General features: G+C 68.9%; 15 protein-coding genes and 1 pseudogene. 10 read left to right on the top strand and 6 right to left on the bottom strand.

Going from position 1 to position 17,109, the window contains the following annotated elements:
* Positions 1 to 82 precede the first annotated feature (82 nt).
* Together AC2JAJ_RS04575 and AC2JAJ_RS04570 are read right to left on the bottom strand one after the other, a co-directional pair.
* A complete protein-coding gene (locus AC2JAJ_RS04575; protein ID WP_221385475.1) occupies positions 83 to 622 on the bottom strand; it encodes an NUDIX hydrolase family protein in 540 nt (179 codons plus the stop codon).
* 9 nt (positions 623 to 631) lie between these two features.
* Positions 632 to 1,375, bottom strand: a complete 744-nt coding sequence (locus tag AC2JAJ_RS04570) for a VOC family protein (RefSeq protein WP_221385612.1) — start codon at positions 1,373 to 1,375, stop codon at positions 632 to 634.
* 108 nt (positions 1,376 to 1,483) lie between these two features.
* On the opposite strand from AC2JAJ_RS04570, the gene AC2JAJ_RS04565 reads away from it, so the two are divergent.
* Both AC2JAJ_RS04565 and AC2JAJ_RS04560 read left to right on the top strand, forming a co-directional pair.
* Positions 1,484 to 2,095, top strand: coding sequence for a YdeI/OmpD-associated family protein (locus AC2JAJ_RS04565; RefSeq protein ID WP_486414120.1), 612 nt, complete (start codon positions 1,484 to 1,486; stop codon positions 2,093 to 2,095).
* 122 nt (positions 2,096 to 2,217) lie between these two features.
* Positions 2,218 to 3,894, top strand: coding sequence for a glycoside hydrolase family 32 protein (locus AC2JAJ_RS04560; protein WP_486414121.1), 1,677 nt, complete (start codon positions 2,218 to 2,220; stop codon positions 3,892 to 3,894).
* Positions 3,895 to 3,906: 12 nt separating this feature from the next.
* On the opposite strand, the gene AC2JAJ_RS04555 is transcribed toward AC2JAJ_RS04560, so the two are convergent.
* A complete protein-coding gene (locus AC2JAJ_RS04555) occupies positions 3,907 to 5,193 on the bottom strand; it encodes a glycoside hydrolase family 76 protein (protein ID WP_501053386.1) in 1,287 nt (428 codons plus the stop codon).
* A 163-nt stretch (positions 5,194 to 5,356) separates the two neighbouring features.
* Here AC2JAJ_RS04555 and AC2JAJ_RS04550 point away from each other — a divergent pair, with 163 nt between their 5' ends.
* The 3 genes from AC2JAJ_RS04550 to AC2JAJ_RS04540 all read left to right on the top strand — a co-directional run bounded on the left by AC2JAJ_RS04550 (position 5,357) and on the right by AC2JAJ_RS04540 (position 9,220).
* Positions 5,357 to 6,151 (top strand): 3-hydroxyacyl-CoA dehydrogenase, encoded by a 795-nt coding sequence (locus AC2JAJ_RS04550; RefSeq protein ID WP_221385479.1) that lies wholly within the window; start codon positions 5,357 to 5,359, stop codon positions 6,149 to 6,151.
* Positions 6,148 to 7,353, top strand: a complete 1,206-nt coding sequence (locus tag AC2JAJ_RS04545; protein ID WP_501053385.1) for an acyl-CoA dehydrogenase family protein — start codon at positions 6,148 to 6,150, stop codon at positions 7,351 to 7,353. The genes AC2JAJ_RS04550 and AC2JAJ_RS04545 overlap by 4 nt, the downstream gene beginning before the upstream one ends.
* Before the next feature lie 421 nt (positions 7,354 to 7,774).
* Positions 7,775 to 9,220, top strand: coding sequence for an HNH endonuclease (locus AC2JAJ_RS04540; RefSeq protein ID WP_486416741.1), 1,446 nt, complete (start codon positions 7,775 to 7,777; stop codon positions 9,218 to 9,220).
* Positions 9,221 to 9,273: 53 nt separating this feature from the next.
* On the opposite strand, the gene AC2JAJ_RS04535 is transcribed toward AC2JAJ_RS04540, so the two are convergent.
* Positions 9,274 to 10,107, bottom strand: a complete 834-nt coding sequence (locus tag AC2JAJ_RS04535) for a DUF1684 domain-containing protein (RefSeq protein ID WP_486414123.1) — start codon at positions 10,105 to 10,107, stop codon at positions 9,274 to 9,276.
* A gap of 189 nt (positions 10,108 to 10,296) precedes the next feature.
* On the opposite strand from AC2JAJ_RS04535, the gene ppc reads away from it, so the two are divergent.
* Together ppc and AC2JAJ_RS04525 are read left to right on the top strand one after the other, a co-directional pair.
* Positions 10,297 to 13,113, top strand: coding sequence for a phosphoenolpyruvate carboxylase (gene ppc, locus AC2JAJ_RS04530; protein ID WP_486414124.1), 2,817 nt, complete (start codon positions 10,297 to 10,299; stop codon positions 13,111 to 13,113).
* 90 nt (positions 13,114 to 13,203) lie between these two features.
* Entirely contained in the window at positions 13,204 to 13,509 is a 306-nt protein-coding gene (locus AC2JAJ_RS04525; protein ID WP_486414125.1) for a hypothetical protein, read from the top strand.
* Between the two features lie 21 nt (positions 13,510 to 13,530).
* Here AC2JAJ_RS04525 and AC2JAJ_RS04520 read toward each other — a convergent pair whose 3' ends face one another.
* Positions 13,531 to 14,142 (bottom strand): DedA family protein, encoded by a 612-nt coding sequence (locus AC2JAJ_RS04520; protein WP_221385485.1) that lies wholly within the window; start codon positions 14,140 to 14,142, stop codon positions 13,531 to 13,533.
* 35 nt (positions 14,143 to 14,177) lie between these two features.
* On the opposite strand from AC2JAJ_RS04520, the gene AC2JAJ_RS04515 reads away from it, so the two are divergent.
* Positions 14,178 to 14,708 (top strand): O-acetyl-ADP-ribose deacetylase, encoded by a 531-nt coding sequence (locus AC2JAJ_RS04515; protein ID WP_473695157.1) that lies wholly within the window; start codon positions 14,178 to 14,180, stop codon positions 14,706 to 14,708.
* Here AC2JAJ_RS04515 and AC2JAJ_RS04510 read toward each other — a convergent pair.
* Positions 14,680 to 15,642, bottom strand: coding sequence for a pseudouridine synthase (locus tag AC2JAJ_RS04510; RefSeq protein ID WP_501053473.1), 963 nt, complete (start codon positions 15,640 to 15,642; stop codon positions 14,680 to 14,682). The two genes, AC2JAJ_RS04515 and AC2JAJ_RS04510, sit on opposite strands and share 29 nt — an antisense overlap.
* 118 nt (positions 15,643 to 15,760) lie before the next feature.
* On the opposite strand from AC2JAJ_RS04510, the gene AC2JAJ_RS04505 reads away from it, so the two are divergent.
* Both AC2JAJ_RS04505 and AC2JAJ_RS04500 read left to right on the top strand, forming a co-directional pair.
* A complete protein-coding gene (locus tag AC2JAJ_RS04505; RefSeq protein ID WP_486414126.1) occupies positions 15,761 to 16,411 on the top strand; it encodes a helix-turn-helix domain-containing protein in 651 nt (216 codons plus the stop codon).
* Positions 16,404 to 17,097 (top strand): annotated as a pseudogene (locus tag AC2JAJ_RS04500) (SRPBCC family protein). Before AC2JAJ_RS04505 ends, AC2JAJ_RS04500 begins: the two are co-directional and overlap by 8 nt.
* Positions 17,098 to 17,109: the final 12 nt, after the last annotated feature.

Genomic DNA, 17,109 nt, shown 5'->3' with positions numbered 1-17,109 from the left:
CCTTAAGTTCTCTTGCGGTCCGCCCTACAGTCTACAAAGGCAGGTGCCTAAAACCGGGGACCCCCACGGCCCGGCGGGGATGTCAGAAGCCCACACCCGCGAACGCCAGGGCCTGCCGGATGAGGGCGCCGCGGCCGCCGGAAAACTCCATCTGGACGCCCGGGCTGAGGACTTCCTCGGGGGTCATCCAGGTCAGTTCCAGGGCGTCCTGGCGGGGCTCGCACTCGCCCGTGACGGGGATGATGTAGGCCAGGGACACGGCGTGTTGCCGTTCATCGGTGAACCCGGTCTGAGACGGTGCGGGGAAGTATTCGGCCACCGTGAAGGGCACCGGGCTGAGCGGCAGCTGCGGGAACGCCAGGGGGCCGAGGTCTTTTTCCATGTGCCGCAGCAGCGCGGCGCGGATGGTTTCGCGGTAGATGACGCGGCCGGATACGAGGGACCGGACCATGGTGCCGTCGGCGTCCGCCTGCAGCAGCGTGCCCACCTCGTTCACGTATCCCAGCGGGTCAAGCCTGACCGGCACTGCCTCCACGTACACCATGGGCAGCCGCCCCCGGGCCTCAAAGAGGTCTTCTTCAGAGAGCCAGCCGGGATTCGGGTCAGGGGTGCGCACGTTCATGGTTAATTTCTACCCCATGGGGCGCCGCTCGGAGATCCAGACCGTGGCGGGCGCGTTGGGAACGGGCGCGTCCGGATTTGCCACGTGGAGGGTGCTGCCAAAGGCCTCCTCGGTGAGGCTGGCGGGGAAACCGGCGGCCGTGAGGCGCTCCCGCAACGGTTCCAAGGCACCGCCGTACTCGAAGCCCAGGCCCGAGCGGGACGGCCCCGACGCCGGGCGCACCAGGAGGACGCCGCCGTTCTTGGCAGTGAAGTCGGCGGTCTCGTCATTGTCCGGAACCGGGCGCGGGCGGGCGCCCACCTGCAGCAGCGTATGGGCCGCGGCGTCCGGGTCAGCCGTGTACCAGACGCCGACGACGGCCAGGGCGGGATCGGCGTCGGCGCACTGGGCGAAATGGTCCGCCTTGCTGGCCATGAACGTGAACCCGTCCGGCGCGCTGATCCGGCAGGCGCCGCCATGGTCGCCGGCGACCAGCTCGGCCGGTGGCATGCCGTCCTTCGCACCGCCATCCTCCTGGGCGGACAGGTTGGTGCGGCGGGCGAACTCAGCGACGTCGCCCACCTCCACCGCCAGGATGGTCCGGCCGTCCTGGCCGGATCCGGCAGGCTCGGGGTGCAGCACCAGGCGGCCGGACGCGGAATCGAAAACCTGCCGCCCGCCGTCGTCCTCTGTCTGGACCATGCCCAGCGCAGTGAGGAGTTCTTTCCAGGACCCGGTGCGGGAGGTGTAGTGGACGGGACGGACTCGGAGCATGGCGTTGTCCTTGTGCTCGGTGGTGTGCTGCCGTATGGCCATGATGCCACTTGATGCGCCGGTGCACACGGGGCTTGTGGCCCGCCTTTTCATGGGCAGAATTAGGCCATGGGCGATGACCTCGAGGAACTGCTGGTGCCCGATGCCGCTGCCTGGCGTGCCTGGCTGGAGGAGAACCACGCCACCAGCCCCGGCGTGTGGCTGGTGATGAGCAAGAAGGGCGGTACGGTGACCGGCCTCGACTACCCCGCGGCGCTGGACGAGGCCCTGTGCTTTGGCTGGATCGACGGGCAGGGACGGCGCCGCGACAGTGGGAGCATGTTCGTCCGGATGACCCCCCGCCGTTCCCGCAGCGTCTGGTCGGCGCGGAACGTGGGGCATGTCGCCCGGCTTGAGGAAGCCGGGAAGATGACCGACGCCGGCAGGGCAGCGGTAGCCGCGGCAAAGGCTGACGGCCGCTGGGACGCGGCCTATGGCGGGCAGGCCGCTGTCGAAGTCCCCCCGGACCTCGCCGCCGCCATCGCTGCCAACCCGGCAGCGCAGGCCACGTTCGACGTCCTCACCAAAACCAACCTGTTCTCCCTGGTGTACCGGACAAATTCGGCGAAGCAGGCGGCCACCCGGGCGCGCCGGATCGCCGGGTTCGTGGAGATGCTGGCACGGGGGGAGACGCCTTATCCGCAGAAGAGGCGGCCGGCGGGTCCGGGCGTGCCCCGCTAACATGACGCTCCGGATTGGGCTCCGGACGGCCCTGCCGGTAAGATTGACGGTTCACTTGCACTGGTGCCGTTCCCTGCTCTCGGGGGACGGCACTTGTGCGTTCAGCGACGGATCGACATCCCATGCCCTCCACACCTTCCGGAACAGTCCTGGCCGCCCTCCGGCGCCGCCCCCTCCTCTGGGCCGTGCTGGCCGCGGTGGCCGCCCTGGCCGTGGCCGCATCGCTGCTGCTCGCCGGAAACAGCGCGCGCGACAACACCGCCCAGGACAACAGCCGGCCCGGCACCGGCACACCCAGCGCCGCTCCTCCGGCGGAGGCTGCCCCGGCGCAGGAGTCCGGGTACCGGCCGGCCTACCACCTCACCCCGGACCAGCGCTGGATGAACGATCCCCAGCGGCCCTTCCTCCTGGACGGTGTGTGGCACTACTACTACCTCTACAACGCCGACTATCCGGAGGGGAACGGCACAGAGTGGTTCCACGCCACCAGCACGGACCTGGTGCATTGGAAGAACGAGGGCGTGGCCATTCCCAAGTTCCGCAACGGCCTTGGCGACATCGAAACCGGGTCAGCGGTGGTGGATACGGAGGGGACCGCCGGATTCGGCAAGGGAGCCGTCATTGCGGTCCTCACCCAGCAGCACGACGGAGTCCAGCGCCAGTCGCTGTTCTTCTCCACGGACCAGGGCTACAGCTTCCAGAGCTACGGGCAGAACCCGGTGATGGAGAACCCCGGCGCCGAGCACTGGCGGGACCCCAGGATCGTGCGCGACGACGCCAGCAACCAGTGGCTGATGCTGCTCGCCGAGGGGCACAAGATCGGCTTCTACACGTCCCCGGACCTGAAACAGTGGACCTATGTTTCGGACTTCCAGCAGGACGGGCTCGGCATCTTGGAATGCCCCGACTTCTTCCAGTTGGATATCGACGGCGACCCCGCCAAACGCACCTGGGTCCTGGCCGCCAGCGCCAACGGCTCCACAGAGGGCCGCACCACTGGCCTGGCGTACTGGACCGGCAGTTTCGATGGCAAGTCGTTCACGCCCGGGGGCGGCCACCAGTGGCTCGACGGCGGAGCGGACTTCTACGCCGCCGTCACCTTTGATGATCCGCGCCTGCCCGACGGCCAGCGGAAGGCGTCCCGGCACGCCATCGGCTGGATGAACAACTGGGCCTACGCCCGGCAGCTGCCCACCAAGGACTGGTACGGCGCGGCTTCCGTAGTTCGGGACATTCGCCTGGAGTCCCGCGGCGGCCGCCCCGCCCTGGTCTCGGCGCCCACCCCTTCGCTGCAATCGCTGGAAGGGGAGCCGGCGCAGATCCCCGGCGGCGGACTCGGGGACGGGCGGACGCTCCCGGTACCGGACAGCGGCGCGTTCAAGGCCGACGTCGAACTTGTTCGGCCCGCCGACGGCGCCGGCGTGGCAAGGCTTCTCCTGCAAAGCGGGGGCGCCACCTACGCCACCATCGGTTACGACTTCACGGCCGGCCGGGCATTCGTGGCCCGGGACGGCGACGCGGTAGCCGGCGCCCACGGACGCCCTGCCCAGGGACAGCCGGGGAGTCCCGCCGTGGATGCTGCCTACCGCCAGCCCCAGTCCGTGGAGGTCCGGCCCTCCGGGGACACCGTCCGCCTCACCATCTACGTGGACCGCTCCTCCGTCGAGGTCTTTGGTGACGGACAGTCGCTCACGGCCCTCGTCTTCCCCCCGGACGGCGATAAGGGAGTCCGGTTGGAAGCCGACGGTCCGGTGCGGCTCAGGGGCGGCGCGGTGACGCCGCTGGCCGGCATCCGCTAGACGGCCTGGCTTCTAGGCGGTGCGGTCCGGGTCCGAGGGAAGGGCGGCCGCGCTGACCCTCGCCGCGGCTTCCAGCGTCATCCACGCCTGCAGCTGGGTGGCGAGTTCGACGGCGGCACCCGGCGGATACGTTTCGGCCGCCGGTTGGGCTGCATGCACGGAGAAAATGCTCCTGCCTGCGGACGCGGGCCGCGCCTCGCCGGCAGCCACCTCCCGGCGGCCCAACCAGAAGGCCTCGGCGGTGGCGGTCACGAGCCGGGCCGCGGCAGCCCGGGTGGCGTCGGGAAGCCGGCCGTCGACTGCCGCGAGTGCAAGGTAACGGCAGAGGATCCCGGTGAACAGGCCGCCGTCGCCCGATCCCTCGCACCGGAGCACTGGGCTGCCCGGGATGGTCAGTTTCCGGCCAACCGCCTCCACCAGTGCCGCAGCCCGGGCCAGGTTCGCTTCCCCGCCCAGTTCCAGGAGCGCGCCCAGCACGGGGCCCTGGTTGTAGGTGTAGACGGCACGCTCCACCAGCGTCCCGCCGGACGGGTCCACCCGGACACCGTCAAGGTAAAGGCCCTGGCCGGCGTTGAAGAGGGTGGCGTCCAGCCAGTCCAGCAGCGCCTGGGCCTTGGCCTGCTGGCCGGTGCGGGCATAGAACAGTGCCACCGGAGCCGTGGCCGGGGTGTTCTTGAAGTCCCGCTTCTTGCTCCAGAAAGTCCCGCCGCCCAGATCGTCCGTGCACGCCGCATCGAATTGCAGGGTCAGTGCCGCGCGGACGGCGGCGTTGCGCCGGCGCCCCGGCCGCCGGGTGTCCTCCGCCAGCCGGTCCAGCCGCAGGGTGGCCAGGGCAAGCCACGCCATGTCGTCGTAGTAGTTGTTCACGAACGTCAGCGCATTGCGCAGCCGGACGCCCGTGACCAGCCGCGAGGCCAGGCGCCCGGCGCTGGGGCGGTGCGGGCCGTTGAACCGCGCTGCCGGGGTGGCCCCGCCGCCCAGTTCGCGCCGGCCGGTGTCCACCAGGCAATCCACGTAGTGCGCCTGCCACCAGTAGTGCCAAGGGAGGACGAGGCCCGCGGCCGTCCTGGCGCGCCGCAGCGCGGCAAGCCACCGACCCTGCGGCCGGCCGCCCGGTTCCGATTCCTGCCCCGCCGGAGGCTTGCCCTGCCCGGCCGGGTGCTTTCCCTGCCACAGCACGGCGCCCAGGTGTGTTCCGGGCAGGAACAGCAGCTTCCGGCCGAACAGGGCGGTCACGGACTGCGCGGCGTGGTTGGCCCGGTCGGGCCAGTCGGCGAAAGCGGGGCTGCTGGTGCTCATGCTGTCCACCCTAGCCGCGGGCCGCAGGCCACCACGCGCACCGCCGATTGGCGGGAGCAGTCGTGAACCAGGCCGGACACGTGCGGGAACGCGGGATTTCAGTTAACATTCACTAACTGATACCGCTGGCCCGCAGCCGGGGGACACGCATCAAGGAGGATGTATGGACAGCAAAGGCAGCGTGGCACTTGTCACCGGGGGTGCTTCCGGGCTGGGCGCCGCCACGGCGCGGAGGTTGTTCGACGACGGCGCCTCCGTGGTGCTGCTGGACCTTCCCTCCTCAGGCGGGCAGGCAGTGGCGGATGAACTCAACGGCCGCGCCCAAACCGGCCAGTCCGCCGTCTTTGCCCCCGCCGACGTAACCAGCGAGGCGGACGTACGGGCCGCCGTCGCGACCGCCAGTGAGCTGGGACCGCTGCGGATCGTCGTGAACTGCGCCGGCATCGCCACGCCCGGCAAGGTGCTGGGACGCGAAGGCGTGCTGCCGCTGGACACCTTCAGCCGGGTCATCCAGGTCAACCTGGTGGGAACGTTCAACGTGCTGCGGCTGGCGGCTGAGGCCATGGTGGCCACCGAGCCGGTGGCCACCGAACTCGGCGGCCCGGAACGCGGCGTCATCATCAACACGGCCTCCGTGGCCGCGTTCGACGGGCAGATCGGCCAGCCCGCGTACTCCGCATCCAAGGGCGCGGTGGCGGCCATGACGCTGCCCATCGCCCGTGAGCTGGCGCGCTCGCTGGTGCGGGTGGTCACCATCGCCCCGGGCATCTTCGAAACACCCATGATGGCGGGCCTGCCGCAGGAAGCCCAGGACTCGCTGGGTGCCCAGGTTCCGCACCCCTCCAGGCTGGGCAAGCCGGCGGAGTACGCCAACCTGGTGGCGCACATCGTGGACAACGCCATGCTTAACGGCGAGACCATCCGGCTGGACGGTGCCATCAGGATGGGGCCGAAATGACCGGCTTGGACCTGTCACAGCTGCCTTCAGCGGACCTTTTCGCCGTCGAATCCCTGCTCAACGACACGGAACGCCGCAAGCTCGCGCAGCTGCGGGACTTCCTGGCCGCCGAGATCGCACCCTTTGCCGGCGATTGGTGGAACAACGCCGAGTTCCCCGCGCACCTCCTGCCCAAGCTGGCCGCGCTGGAATTGAGCACGCCATCCCAGCGCGGGTACAGCAACCTGTTCGCCGGGCTGGTCATCGCGGAAATGACCCGGGTGGACACCTCCATTGCCACGTTCTTCCTGGTCCACCATGACCTGTTCGTCCAGTCCCTGTACGACTTCGGCAGCGAGGACCAAAAGCAGCGGCTCCTGGCGGACGCCTCGGACCTGCGCATCACCGGCGCCTTTGCCCTGACCGAGCCCCTGCACGGGTCCGACGTCGCCGGCGGGATGGAAACCCGGGCGCGGCGGATCTCCTCCAGGACCGGGAAAGCGGACAGCGGCGGCGACGCCTGGGTGCTGAACGGCGCCAAGCGGTGGATCGGCAACGGGACGTTCTGCGACTACATGCTGGTGTGGGCGCGCGACGAAGCGGACGGGGCGGTCCGGGGGTTCATCGTGGACGCCGCGCTGCCCGGCGTCAGGCGCACCCGGATCGAGAACAAGATCGCGCTGCGGACGGTCCAGAACGCGGACATCGTGTTCGAGGACGTCCGCGTGGCCGAGGCGGACCGCTTTAGTGGGATCAGCAGCTTCGAGGACACCAAGGAGCTGCTCCGCAGCTCCCGCATTATGGTCGCCTGGCAGGGCGTGGGCCAGCAGCTGGCCGCGTTCGACGTCGCACGGCAGTACGCCGTCGAACGGCACCAGTTCGGCCTGCCGCTGGCGGCGTTCCAGCTGATCCAGCAGCAGTTGGTGACCATGCTGGGGAATGCGGTGGCGAGCATGGGCATGATGGCCGGGCTGGCCCGGCTGCAGGACCAGGGCGACGCGGACATGCCCAAGGTGGCGCTGGCCAAGTCCTACATCAGTGCGCGGATGCGCGAGACCGTGGCGCTGGGCCGGTCGATCCTGGGCGGCAACGGCATCGTCACCGACTACCGGATGGCCAAGATCTTCGCCGACGCCGAGGCCATCTACACCTACGAGGGCTCCTTCGAGGTCAACACCCTCATCGTGGGCCGCGCCATCACGGGCGTCTCCGCGATTGCCTAGGCACCTGCCTTAGAGGACGCAGGCACCTGCCTTAGAGGAGGCACGACGGCGGGTGGCTGGCTTTTACAGGCTTGGCGCCGTCCGTTGGCGTTGCCTTAACCCCGGCCTGGCCTTGGAAGTTTTCCACATAAGTTCGTGGGCGGCTGCTGATGTCAGTGCCTGGTGGAAGACTTCGGTTATGGAAGCGGTTGTGGGGACGGCGGCAGCACTTGAGGCGGAGCCTCAGGGGCCGTTAGCTGCTTGCGCCGTTCAGCCAGGGCCTGTCGTTCCGGCCACCTTGACTGCAGTTGCTGGCGCACCCCGGCCATCGCTTGGCATTTCGGCTGCCGGGAATGCGCCGGCCTCCTCGTCTGGTGTTCCGTCCCTTGCTGATGTCCTGGCTCTGCTTCGTGCCGTGCCGCTCGCCGACGATGGTCCGGGGATGATGGACCAGGGCCGGGGGTTGGAGGATCTTAAGTGTCTGGCGGGGGCGCAGCAGGCGCGGCTTGCCGTGGCGTTTGATCTTCAGCAGCGGCGGGAGCAGGCCGCTGCCGGGCTGCCCGTGGATGAGCAGGGCGCCGGGGTGGCGGCGCAGATCGGGCTCGCGCGGCGTGAGTCACCGGACCGCGGTTCCCGGCTGCTGGGCATGGCTGAAACCCTCACGGGGATGCCGCACACGTTCGACGCTTTTCGGGCCGGCCGGTTGAATGAGTGGCGGGCAACGCTGATCGTGAAGGAAACCATCTGCCTGTCTGTCGAGGACCGGGCCGCAGTGGACGAGGAGCTCGCCGCCGACACCGGAACCCTCACCGGCGCCCTCGACGGCGCCGGCGACCGCGCCATTGTGGCCGCGGTGCGTGCGGCGGCCTACCGGCGGGACCCCGCCTCTGTTGCGAAGCGTGCGGCCCGGGCGGTGGGCGAGCGGTGCGTGAGCCTGCGCCCGGCCCCTGACACCTTGACCTACCTCACCGCCCTGCTGCCCGTCGCCCAGGGCGTCGCCACCTACGCCGCCCTGGCCCGGGACGCGGACACCGCACGGTCGGCAGGGGGCGACCGGTCCCGGGGGCAGGTCATGGCGGACACCCTGGTTGAACGCGTCACCGGCACCCCCGGCGGGATCACCGGGGTGGAGATCCAGCTCGTCATGACCGACCGCACCCTCCTCCAGGCAGACGCCGAACCCGCACGCCTCCCCGGCTACGGCACCATCCCCGCAACGGTAGCCCGCGAACTCGCCCTCACCGGCAGAAGCGGCACAGGCAAGAGCGGCACAGACGACGCCGGCAGGAGTGAAGCCAGCGTGCAGGAACTGGATCTCTTCCTCCGCCGGCTCTACACCGCCCCCGGCACCTTGGAACTGGTCGCGATGGACTCCAAAGCCCGGCTCTTCCCGGCAGGGCTCAAGCGCTTCCTCCAGGTCCGGGACGACACCTGCCGCACCCCGTACTGCGACGCCCCCATCCGCCACCACGACCACAACGTCTCCTGGCAGGGCTGCGGACCCACCACCGCCGGCAACGGCCAGGGCCTCTGCGAAGCCTGCAACCACACCAAGGAAACCCCCGGCTGGACCGCCAAACCAGTCCGCGGACCGCGGCACACAGTCACCACAACCACCCCCACCGGACACACCTACCGATCCGCCGCACCACCGTTACCGGGAGCGGCACTGCCCGGGCCGGATCAACAGGGGTACGCCGGCCATCCTTCAGCGGCAGAACAAGTCCCACCTCCCATTGCTGTCCAGGTATTGGGGAGGGTGGTATCGGCGCGCATCGCTGGGCGCCCGCAGCCTTTCCACGGCGCTGTGTCGAGCACGCGCGGAGTGTCCAGAAAACGCGCGCTATCCAGAAAGCGTGCCACGGCCAGAAAGACCGGTATTCCGTAGCAACCCCGGTCGGCGGGCTGCATCCGGCGGCAGCCGTGTTGGCGGCATGACCATCACGCGGGGTAGGGCGCCTTTTCGCCGGCCTCCACCCGGATGTCCAGGCTGTTGTTCTTCACCGGCATGGGGCAGGTGCCGTAGGGGGTGAAGGCGCTGGGGTAGTTGATGGCCCGGTTGAAGTCCAGCACCACCGTGCCGTCCGGCCGCGGCCGCGGCGTGGAGAGTTTCCGCCAGTCGGCTGTTTGTCCCGGCGGGGCAGCGCCGTTGGTCTCGTCATGGAACGTGACCGTCAGGGCTCCGAGCTTCTCCTCCTCCGCCTGCAGCCGGAATTCGTGTGGGCTGCCGGGGAGCCGGAAAACCACCTCGCCCACGCTGCGGTGCACCCCGTCCACCAGGGGGTTGGCGGTACTGATGGGGACGTCCACGGGCCCGGGGTACGGCTCGAAGCGGGCTTCGACTTCCCAGTCCGGGTTGTAAGGGTAGGTGGGAACGCCGTCAAACCCGGTCAGCACGGGAGAAGCGGAGTCTCGGGTGCGGATGGCGTAACGGCCCGCGCGCATGGCCAGCTCCACCACCACCTGGTCCCCGGCCGGCCCGCCGAACTGCACCCACATCAGGGACTCTTCGTCCGCCAGGGCCGCCGACACGGTGCCGTCCACCGTTTCCCCGGTCTCCACCAGCGTGAGCCCATCCGCCGGCGCCGCGGTGAGGAACGCCGTCGTACCGTTGGTTGACCACAATCCCGGGGCGAGGTCGACGGCGGCCGGGGCGTCCTCCAGCCACTGGAAGGAAGTGAGGGTCAGCCAGCCGTGGCGGGCTGCCAGGGCTTTGTCCCGGTTGGTGCGGAAGCGCTGCCAGCGCTCCAGCCTTGCGTCTGTGGTGGTGGCCATGGTTCCTTCCGTTCGGGATGCCCCGGCTACAACCGCGCGGGCCGCGTGTTCATTCCGTCAGGGTGACATCTTTTGAGACGGATTCGAACGAGGCGCCGCCGCGGGGGTAGCATCTTTAGCTAGTAACGTGGCTCACAGTATCCAGCGCAGTGTACGAGCCAAGTCCGAAACCCTCGAAAGATTGCTTCCATGGCTCACACTGCAACACCTCCCGAAACCGATCTCGCCTCCGAACTGCGTGCGGATGTCCGGCGCGTGTCCACCCTGCTGGGTGAATCCCTGGTCCGGCAGCACGGACCCGAGCTCCTGGACCTCGTGGAGCAGGTCCGCCTGCTGACCAAGGAGTCCAAGGAAGCGGCGCGCGGCGGTGCGGATGCCACCGGCCCGTGGAGCGCCCACGACGTCGTCGCCCAGGTCCGCGAGCTGCTGGGCTCCCTGCCGATCGAGCAGGCCACCGACCTGGTCCGCGCCTTCGCGTTCTACTTCCACCTGGCCAACGCCGCCGAGCAGGTGCATCGGGTACGGGGCCTGCGTACCCGCGCTGAAAAGGACGGCTGGCTGGCCAAGACCGTGGCCGAGATCGCCGCCCAGGCCGGCCCCGACGTCCTGCAGGAAGTGGTCAACGGGCTGGACGTGCGCCCCATCTTCACGGCGCACCCCACCGAGGCATCCCGCCGGTCCGTCCTGGACAAGATCCGCAAGCTCTCCGACGTCCTGTCCCACCCCACCGCCGAGGGTTCGACCGCCCGGCGGCGGCAGGACCGGCAGCTGGCCGAGATCATCGACCAGATGTGGCAGACTGACGAACTGCGCCAGGTCCGGCCCACCCCCGTGGACGAGGCCCGGAACGCCATCTACTACCTGGGCGGCATCCTCACCGACGCGATGCCGGAGATGCTGACCGAACTCTCCGAGCTCCTGGGCGAGCACGGTGTCACCCTCGCGTCCAAGGACGCTCCCATCCGGTTTGGCTCCTGGATCGGCGGTGACCGCGACGGCAACCCGAACGTCACCGCCGCCGTGACCCGCGAAATCCTGCAGATCCAGAACCAAAGCGCCATCCGGATCAGCATCGGCATGATCGACGAACTGATTTCGATCCTCTCCAATTCCACCGCCCTGGCCGGTGCGGACGAATCGCTGCTCACCTCCATCGACGAGGACCTGAAGAAGCTGCCCGGCCTGGACAAGCGCGTCCTGGAGCTGAATGCCCAGGAGCCCTACCGGCTGAAGCTCACCTGCATCAAGGCCAAGCTCATCAACACCGGCAAGCGCGTGGCGGCCAACTCGAACCACGAGCACGGCCGGGACTACAGCGGAACTGAAGAACTTTTGGCGGACCTGCACCTGCTGGAACTGTCGCTGCGCAACCACTCTGCGGCCTTGGCTGCTGACGGCTCCCTGGCCCGCGTGCGCCGCGCCATCGCCTCCTTCGGGCTCCACCTGGCCACCCTGGACATCCGCGAGCACGCAGACCACCACCATGACGCCGTCGGCCAGCTGATGGACCGGATCGGCGGCCCCGGGCTGCGCTACGCGGAGCTGAGCCGCGAGGAGCGCTTCGAGGTGCTGGGCTCAGAGCTCGCCTCCCGCCGTCCGCTCTCCGGGCACCCGATCAAGCTCGACGGCGCCGCGGACGGCACGTACGACGTCTTCCGCGAAATCCGCCGCGCCCTGCGCATGTACGGCCCCGATGTCATCGAGACCTACATCATCTCCATGACCCGCGGCGCCGACGACGTCCTGGCCGCGGCCGTCCTGGCCCGCGAGGCCGGCCTCGTGAACCTCTTCGGCGACAAGCCGTACGCGAAGCTCGGTTTCGCGCCGCTGCTGGAGACGGTGGAGGAACTGCGGGCCTCGGCCGAGATCATCGACCAGCTGTTGTCCGACCCCTCGTACCGGGAGCTGGTCCGCCTGCGTGGCGACATCCAGGAAGTCATGCTGGGCTACTCGGACTCCAACAAGGAATCCGGCGTGATGACCAGCCAGTGGGAGATCCACAAGACCCAGCGCAAGCTGCGGGACGTGGCCGCCAAGCACGGCGTCCGCGTCCGGCTGTTCCACGGCCGCGGCGGTTCCGTGGGCCGCGGCGGCGGGCCCACCTACGACGCCATCCTGGCCCAGCCCAACGGTGTCCTCGAAGGCGAGATCAAGTTCACCGAGCAGGGTGAGGTCATCTCGGACAAGTACTCGCTGCCCGAGCTCGCCCGCGAAAACCTCGAGCTGTCGCTGGCCGCGGTGTTGCAGGGGTCCGCCCTGCACCGGGACCCCCGTACCTCCGAGGACCAGCGCGAGCGTTACGGCCACGTCATGGAGACGATCTCCGACGCAGCGTTCGAGCGTTACCGCAAGCTCGTTGACCACCCGGACCTGCCCGCCTACTTCATGGCGTCCACTCCGGTGGAACAGCTGGGATCGCTCAACATCGGCTCCCGCCCGTCCAAGCGCCCGGACTCCGGTGCCGGGCTGGGCGGCCTCCGCGCCATCCCGTGGGTGTTCGGCTGGACCCAGTCGCGCCAGATCGTGCCAGGCTGGTTCGGCGTCGGGTCTGGCCTCAAGGCCGCCAGGGAAGCCGGCAACGCGGCGCAGCTGGTGGAAATGATGGACCACTGGCATTTCTTCCGCTCCGTGCTGTCCAACGTGGAGATGACGCTGGCCAAGACGGACATGGACATCGCCGGCTACTACGTGGCCACTCTGGTCCCCGAAGAGCTCCACCACCTCTTCCGCACCATCCGTGAGGAGTACGAGCTTACGGTGGCTGAGGTGCGCAAGCTCACAGGCGAGAACATTCTCCTGGACGCGCAGCCAACCTTGAAGCGCTCCCTGGAGATCCGCGACCAGTACCTGGACCCCATCAGCTACCTGCAGGTGGAACTGCTGCGCCGTGTCCGCGAGGCCGCAAAAGCGGACAGCATCAGCGGGGCAGAAATCGACGAGCGCCTCCAGCGGGCCATGCTCATCACCGTCAACGGGGTGGCGGCAGGCCTCCGCAACACCGGGTAACCCTCCAGTTGCTCTATCACTTGTGGTCCCTAAGAGAGGCTCTTAGGGACCACAAGTGATAGAGCACGCAGGTTGGATAGGGTGGAGGGCATGCCTTCCTTCCAGACCCGACTCAAGATCACCGGGCTGCGGCCGGGAAATCCGCCCGAATCCGTCATGGAGACGGCCGTGGAGGTGCTCGGAACCCGGCACCACGTCGAGGCGCACCAGCTGCAGCTCGCCGGGGGCGTGCCGCAGCTGAACCTGCGCTTCCTGGTCGAGGCGACCGAATACAACGGCGAGAACCAGCAGGCGCGGGAATCGGCCGCGATGATGCGCGACGCCGTCGAACGGGTTGCGCTGACCGGTGCGCTGAGCGTACTGCGGCGCAGCCGCGGCAAGTGGCTGCCCGTCTAGCCTGGAGGGCGTCTGGCTTGGTCATTGCCCGGTCTCCTCGACCGGGGACCGGTCGCCGCGCCGCCGGGTGACGATGATGCCGACGACGCCGCCGATCAGCAGGCCGAGCGCGACACCGATGAGGGAGCTGGCCCAGAACGGCAGCCTCGTGGCCGAACCGGTGAAGTAGCCCAGGCCCACCAGCCAGCAGGCCCACAGGACTGCGCCGAGGCCGGCGCACAAACTGAAGCCGCGGACCGAAACGTTGGCAATGCCGGAAGCGGCGGACGTCGCCAGCCGTCCGCCCGGGATGAACCTGGCCCCGATGATGGTGCCGTAGGTGGAGGACCGGCCGGCCTTGGCCAGCGCGTCGTGGATGCCGCTGTGCACCCGCCGGCCCCACTTCCAGCGGTCCAGCAGGTGGCTCAGGCGCCGCCGGAAGAGCTGGAACACTACCATGTCGCCGATCCACGAGGCAAGTGCGGCCAGGACGAGCACCAGGAACACGTTGGCCCTGCCGTCCGCTGACAGGGCACCCCCGGTGATCACCACCATCTCGGACGGGACGGGCGGAAAAATGGCATCGCCAAGGACCAGCGGGATCACCCAGAAATAGAGGGCGGCTCCCCAGCTGTCAGCGCTGCCGAAGTCCATTGCCACAAATTACCGCACTTTGGGAAACTGGCGGCATGCGGATTTCCGTGCTGCAGGGCGACATCACCCAGCGGCGGGTGGACGCGGTGGTGAACGCCGCAAATTCCTCGCTGCTCGGCGGCGGGGGAGTGGACGGGGCGCTGCACCGGGCGGCCGGTCCTGAGCTGCTGGCCGCCTGCCGGGAGCTCCGGGCCGGCGGCCTGCCGCACGGGCTCCCAGTGGGCGCCGCCGTGGCAACTCCGGCCTTCCGGCTGCCGGCACGCTGGGTGGTCCATACCGTGGGCCCCAACCGGCACGCGGGCCAGACCAACCGCGCCCTCCTGGTGTCCTGCTTCAGTGAAAGCCTGCGGCTGGCCGAGGACCTGGGGGCGCAGGGCTTGGCCTTTCCTGCGGTGGGCGCCGGAGCGTACGGGTGGCCGGCGGCGGCTGTGGCCGAAGCCGCCCGAGACGCGCTGGCAGGGTTCCAGGCATCCCATCCAGCGCATGGCCTGGAGCTGGTGGAGTTTGTGCTCTTCCGCGCGGAGGTGGAAGCGGTCTTCAGGAACGTGCTCGGGCCGCTTCGCTGAGTTCCAGGCCGCTGCGGTATTCCACTGGCTTGCCGGACACGGGATCCACGAACCGGATGCCGCGGGCCAGGAGCTGCAGCGGTTTGGCGTAGTCGTCCGGGGCCTTGTCCAGCAGGTCGGGGTAGAACGCGTCGTTCAGGATTCCCAGCCCCAGCGAGGCCATGTGGACCCGCAGCTGGTGCGTCTTGCCGGTGTGCGGCTCCAGCCGGTACCTGGCAAGACGCTGGGTGGTGGCCGCGGCATCCAAGGACGTGCCGGCGTCGAACGTTTCCAACTGTTCGATCCTGGTTTCCGCGTTCGGCTCGCCGTCCACGACCTCGGCGAGGAGGTAGCTGCGCGACTTGGTCATCCGGTTCCGGACCACCACGGGGAACTCGACGGCGGCGTGCCCCGGCGCGGGCTCGGCCGCGGACACGCACTCGTATTCCTTCTGCACCTGGCGCTTCTCGAACAGCACCTGGTACTTGCCGCGGGTCTGCGGATTGGTGGAAAAGAGCAGCACTCCGGCGGTCATCCGGTCCAGGCGGTGCATGGGGATCAGGTCCGGCAGGTCCAGTTGGTTCCGCAGGCGGACCAAGGCCGATTCCTGGATGTAGGTGCCGCCGGGAGTGGTAGGCAGGAAGTGCGGCTTGTCCACCACCAGCAGGTGTTCGTCCTGGTGCAGGATGCTGATCTCCACCGGCAGCCGGGTCTCCGGGGGCAGGGTGCGGTAGTACCAGATGAAGGTGTGGTCCTCGAGCCTGGTGTGCCGGCTCAGGGGTACGCCGCCTTCGCCGACAATCTCGCCGGCGTTGAACCTGTCCTCGATGCCCTGCGGGTCAATGTGCCCCCAGCGGTGCATCATGTAGTCCATTGCGGTGTCCCACGGGCCCTCCTCCGGAAGCCGCAGGCGGGTGGCGTTCACGCCGTCGCGCACGGGAAGGGGGGATTGCATCACCGGTCCATTCTACCGGCGGCGCCACGTGGGCCGCCCTGGATCCCGGTCAATCGCGCCAAAACCGACGATAAAAAAGTTCTTGACAAAAAAAGTTGTCGGTTGGCATGCTGGAGGCATGCAGGACATAGCAGTCATCGAAGATCCCGCAGCGGCGGAGGCGTCGCTGGACCCGATCCGCACCGCCATCCTCCGGGAGCTGGTCCAGCCGGGATCCGCCACACAGCTGGCGGTCCGGGTGGGCCTGCCCCGGCAGAAGGTGAACTACCACCTCAAGGCGCTGGAGCGGCACGGACTGGTGGAGCTGGTGGAGGAGCGGCGCAAGGGCAACGTCACCGAACGGGTCCTGCAGGCCAGTGCCGCGTCGTACCTGATCTCGCCCACGGCCCTGGCCGCCGTTTCGCCGGATCCGCACCGCTTTTCCGACCGCTTCTCGGCCTTCTGGCTGCTGGCGCTGGCGGGAAGGATGGTGCAGGAGATGGGCAAGCTGATCACCGGCGCCGCGGCCGCCCGGCAAAAACTTGCCACCTTCGCGATCGACGGCGACATCACCTTCCGCAGCGCGGCTGACCGTGCCGCCTTTGCGGAGGAACTGGGCGTGGAGGTCACGCGGCTGGTGGACAAGTACCACGACGGCGGCGCGTCCGCGGGTGGCCGGCGGCACCGCCTGGTGGTGGCGCTGCACCCTGCACTCAAAGAAAACGGCGCCTCCAAGGAAACCAAGGCAGCCAAGGAAACTGACACACGCAAGGAGCACGGCAATGACTGACAAGCGCAACTTCGAAATTGTTTACGACACAGAACTTCCCGGCACGCCGGAGCGTGTGTGGGAAGCCGTCACCAACGGAACGCCGGCCTGGATGTTTCCCACCGACCAGTGGCCCGACGTCAGGACCGTCAACGAGTACCCCACCCACCTGGTCTCCCGGATGGAGGGGCCGGACGGCTGGTTCAACCAGCTGGAGCATGTCCTGGAACCGCTCGACGGCGGCCGCGCCCGGCTGCACTACGTCCACAGCGGCATCTTCGCGGACAACTGGGACCAGCAGTATGACGGTGCCAGCCTGGCACACTGAGTTCTACCTGCACACACTGGGCCAGTACCTGCAGTACTTCGACGGCCGCCCCGTGGTCTTCACCGATATCCAGGCTCCCGCCACATCGCAGGCTTCCGATGGCTTCGCGCGGTTGCGCAGGGCACTTGGCGTCGAGTCGGCCGGGCGGGGGTCGGCCGTGGACGTGGAGCTCGACGGTGTGGGCCGGCTCGTGGGTGACGTCGATTTCTCGAATGAACACTTCCTGGGCATCCGCACCCCTGACGCGCTGTTCCGGTTCTTCGGCCGGAACGCCTTCGGTGCCCCGGTGGGAATGACGGTGCACGACTTCAGCGGAGCCGGCGACTCCGAAACCACGGCCAAAGCGTGGGGCGGCTTCCTGGAGCGGGTGTACGCCTAGCGCGGGCGCCTC

It is taken from the genome of Arthrobacter sp. MOO21, assembly GCF_057369995.2.
The sequence above is the reverse complement of the archived record's forward strand: the minus strand, read 5'-3'. Positions and strand labels throughout refer to the sequence as shown.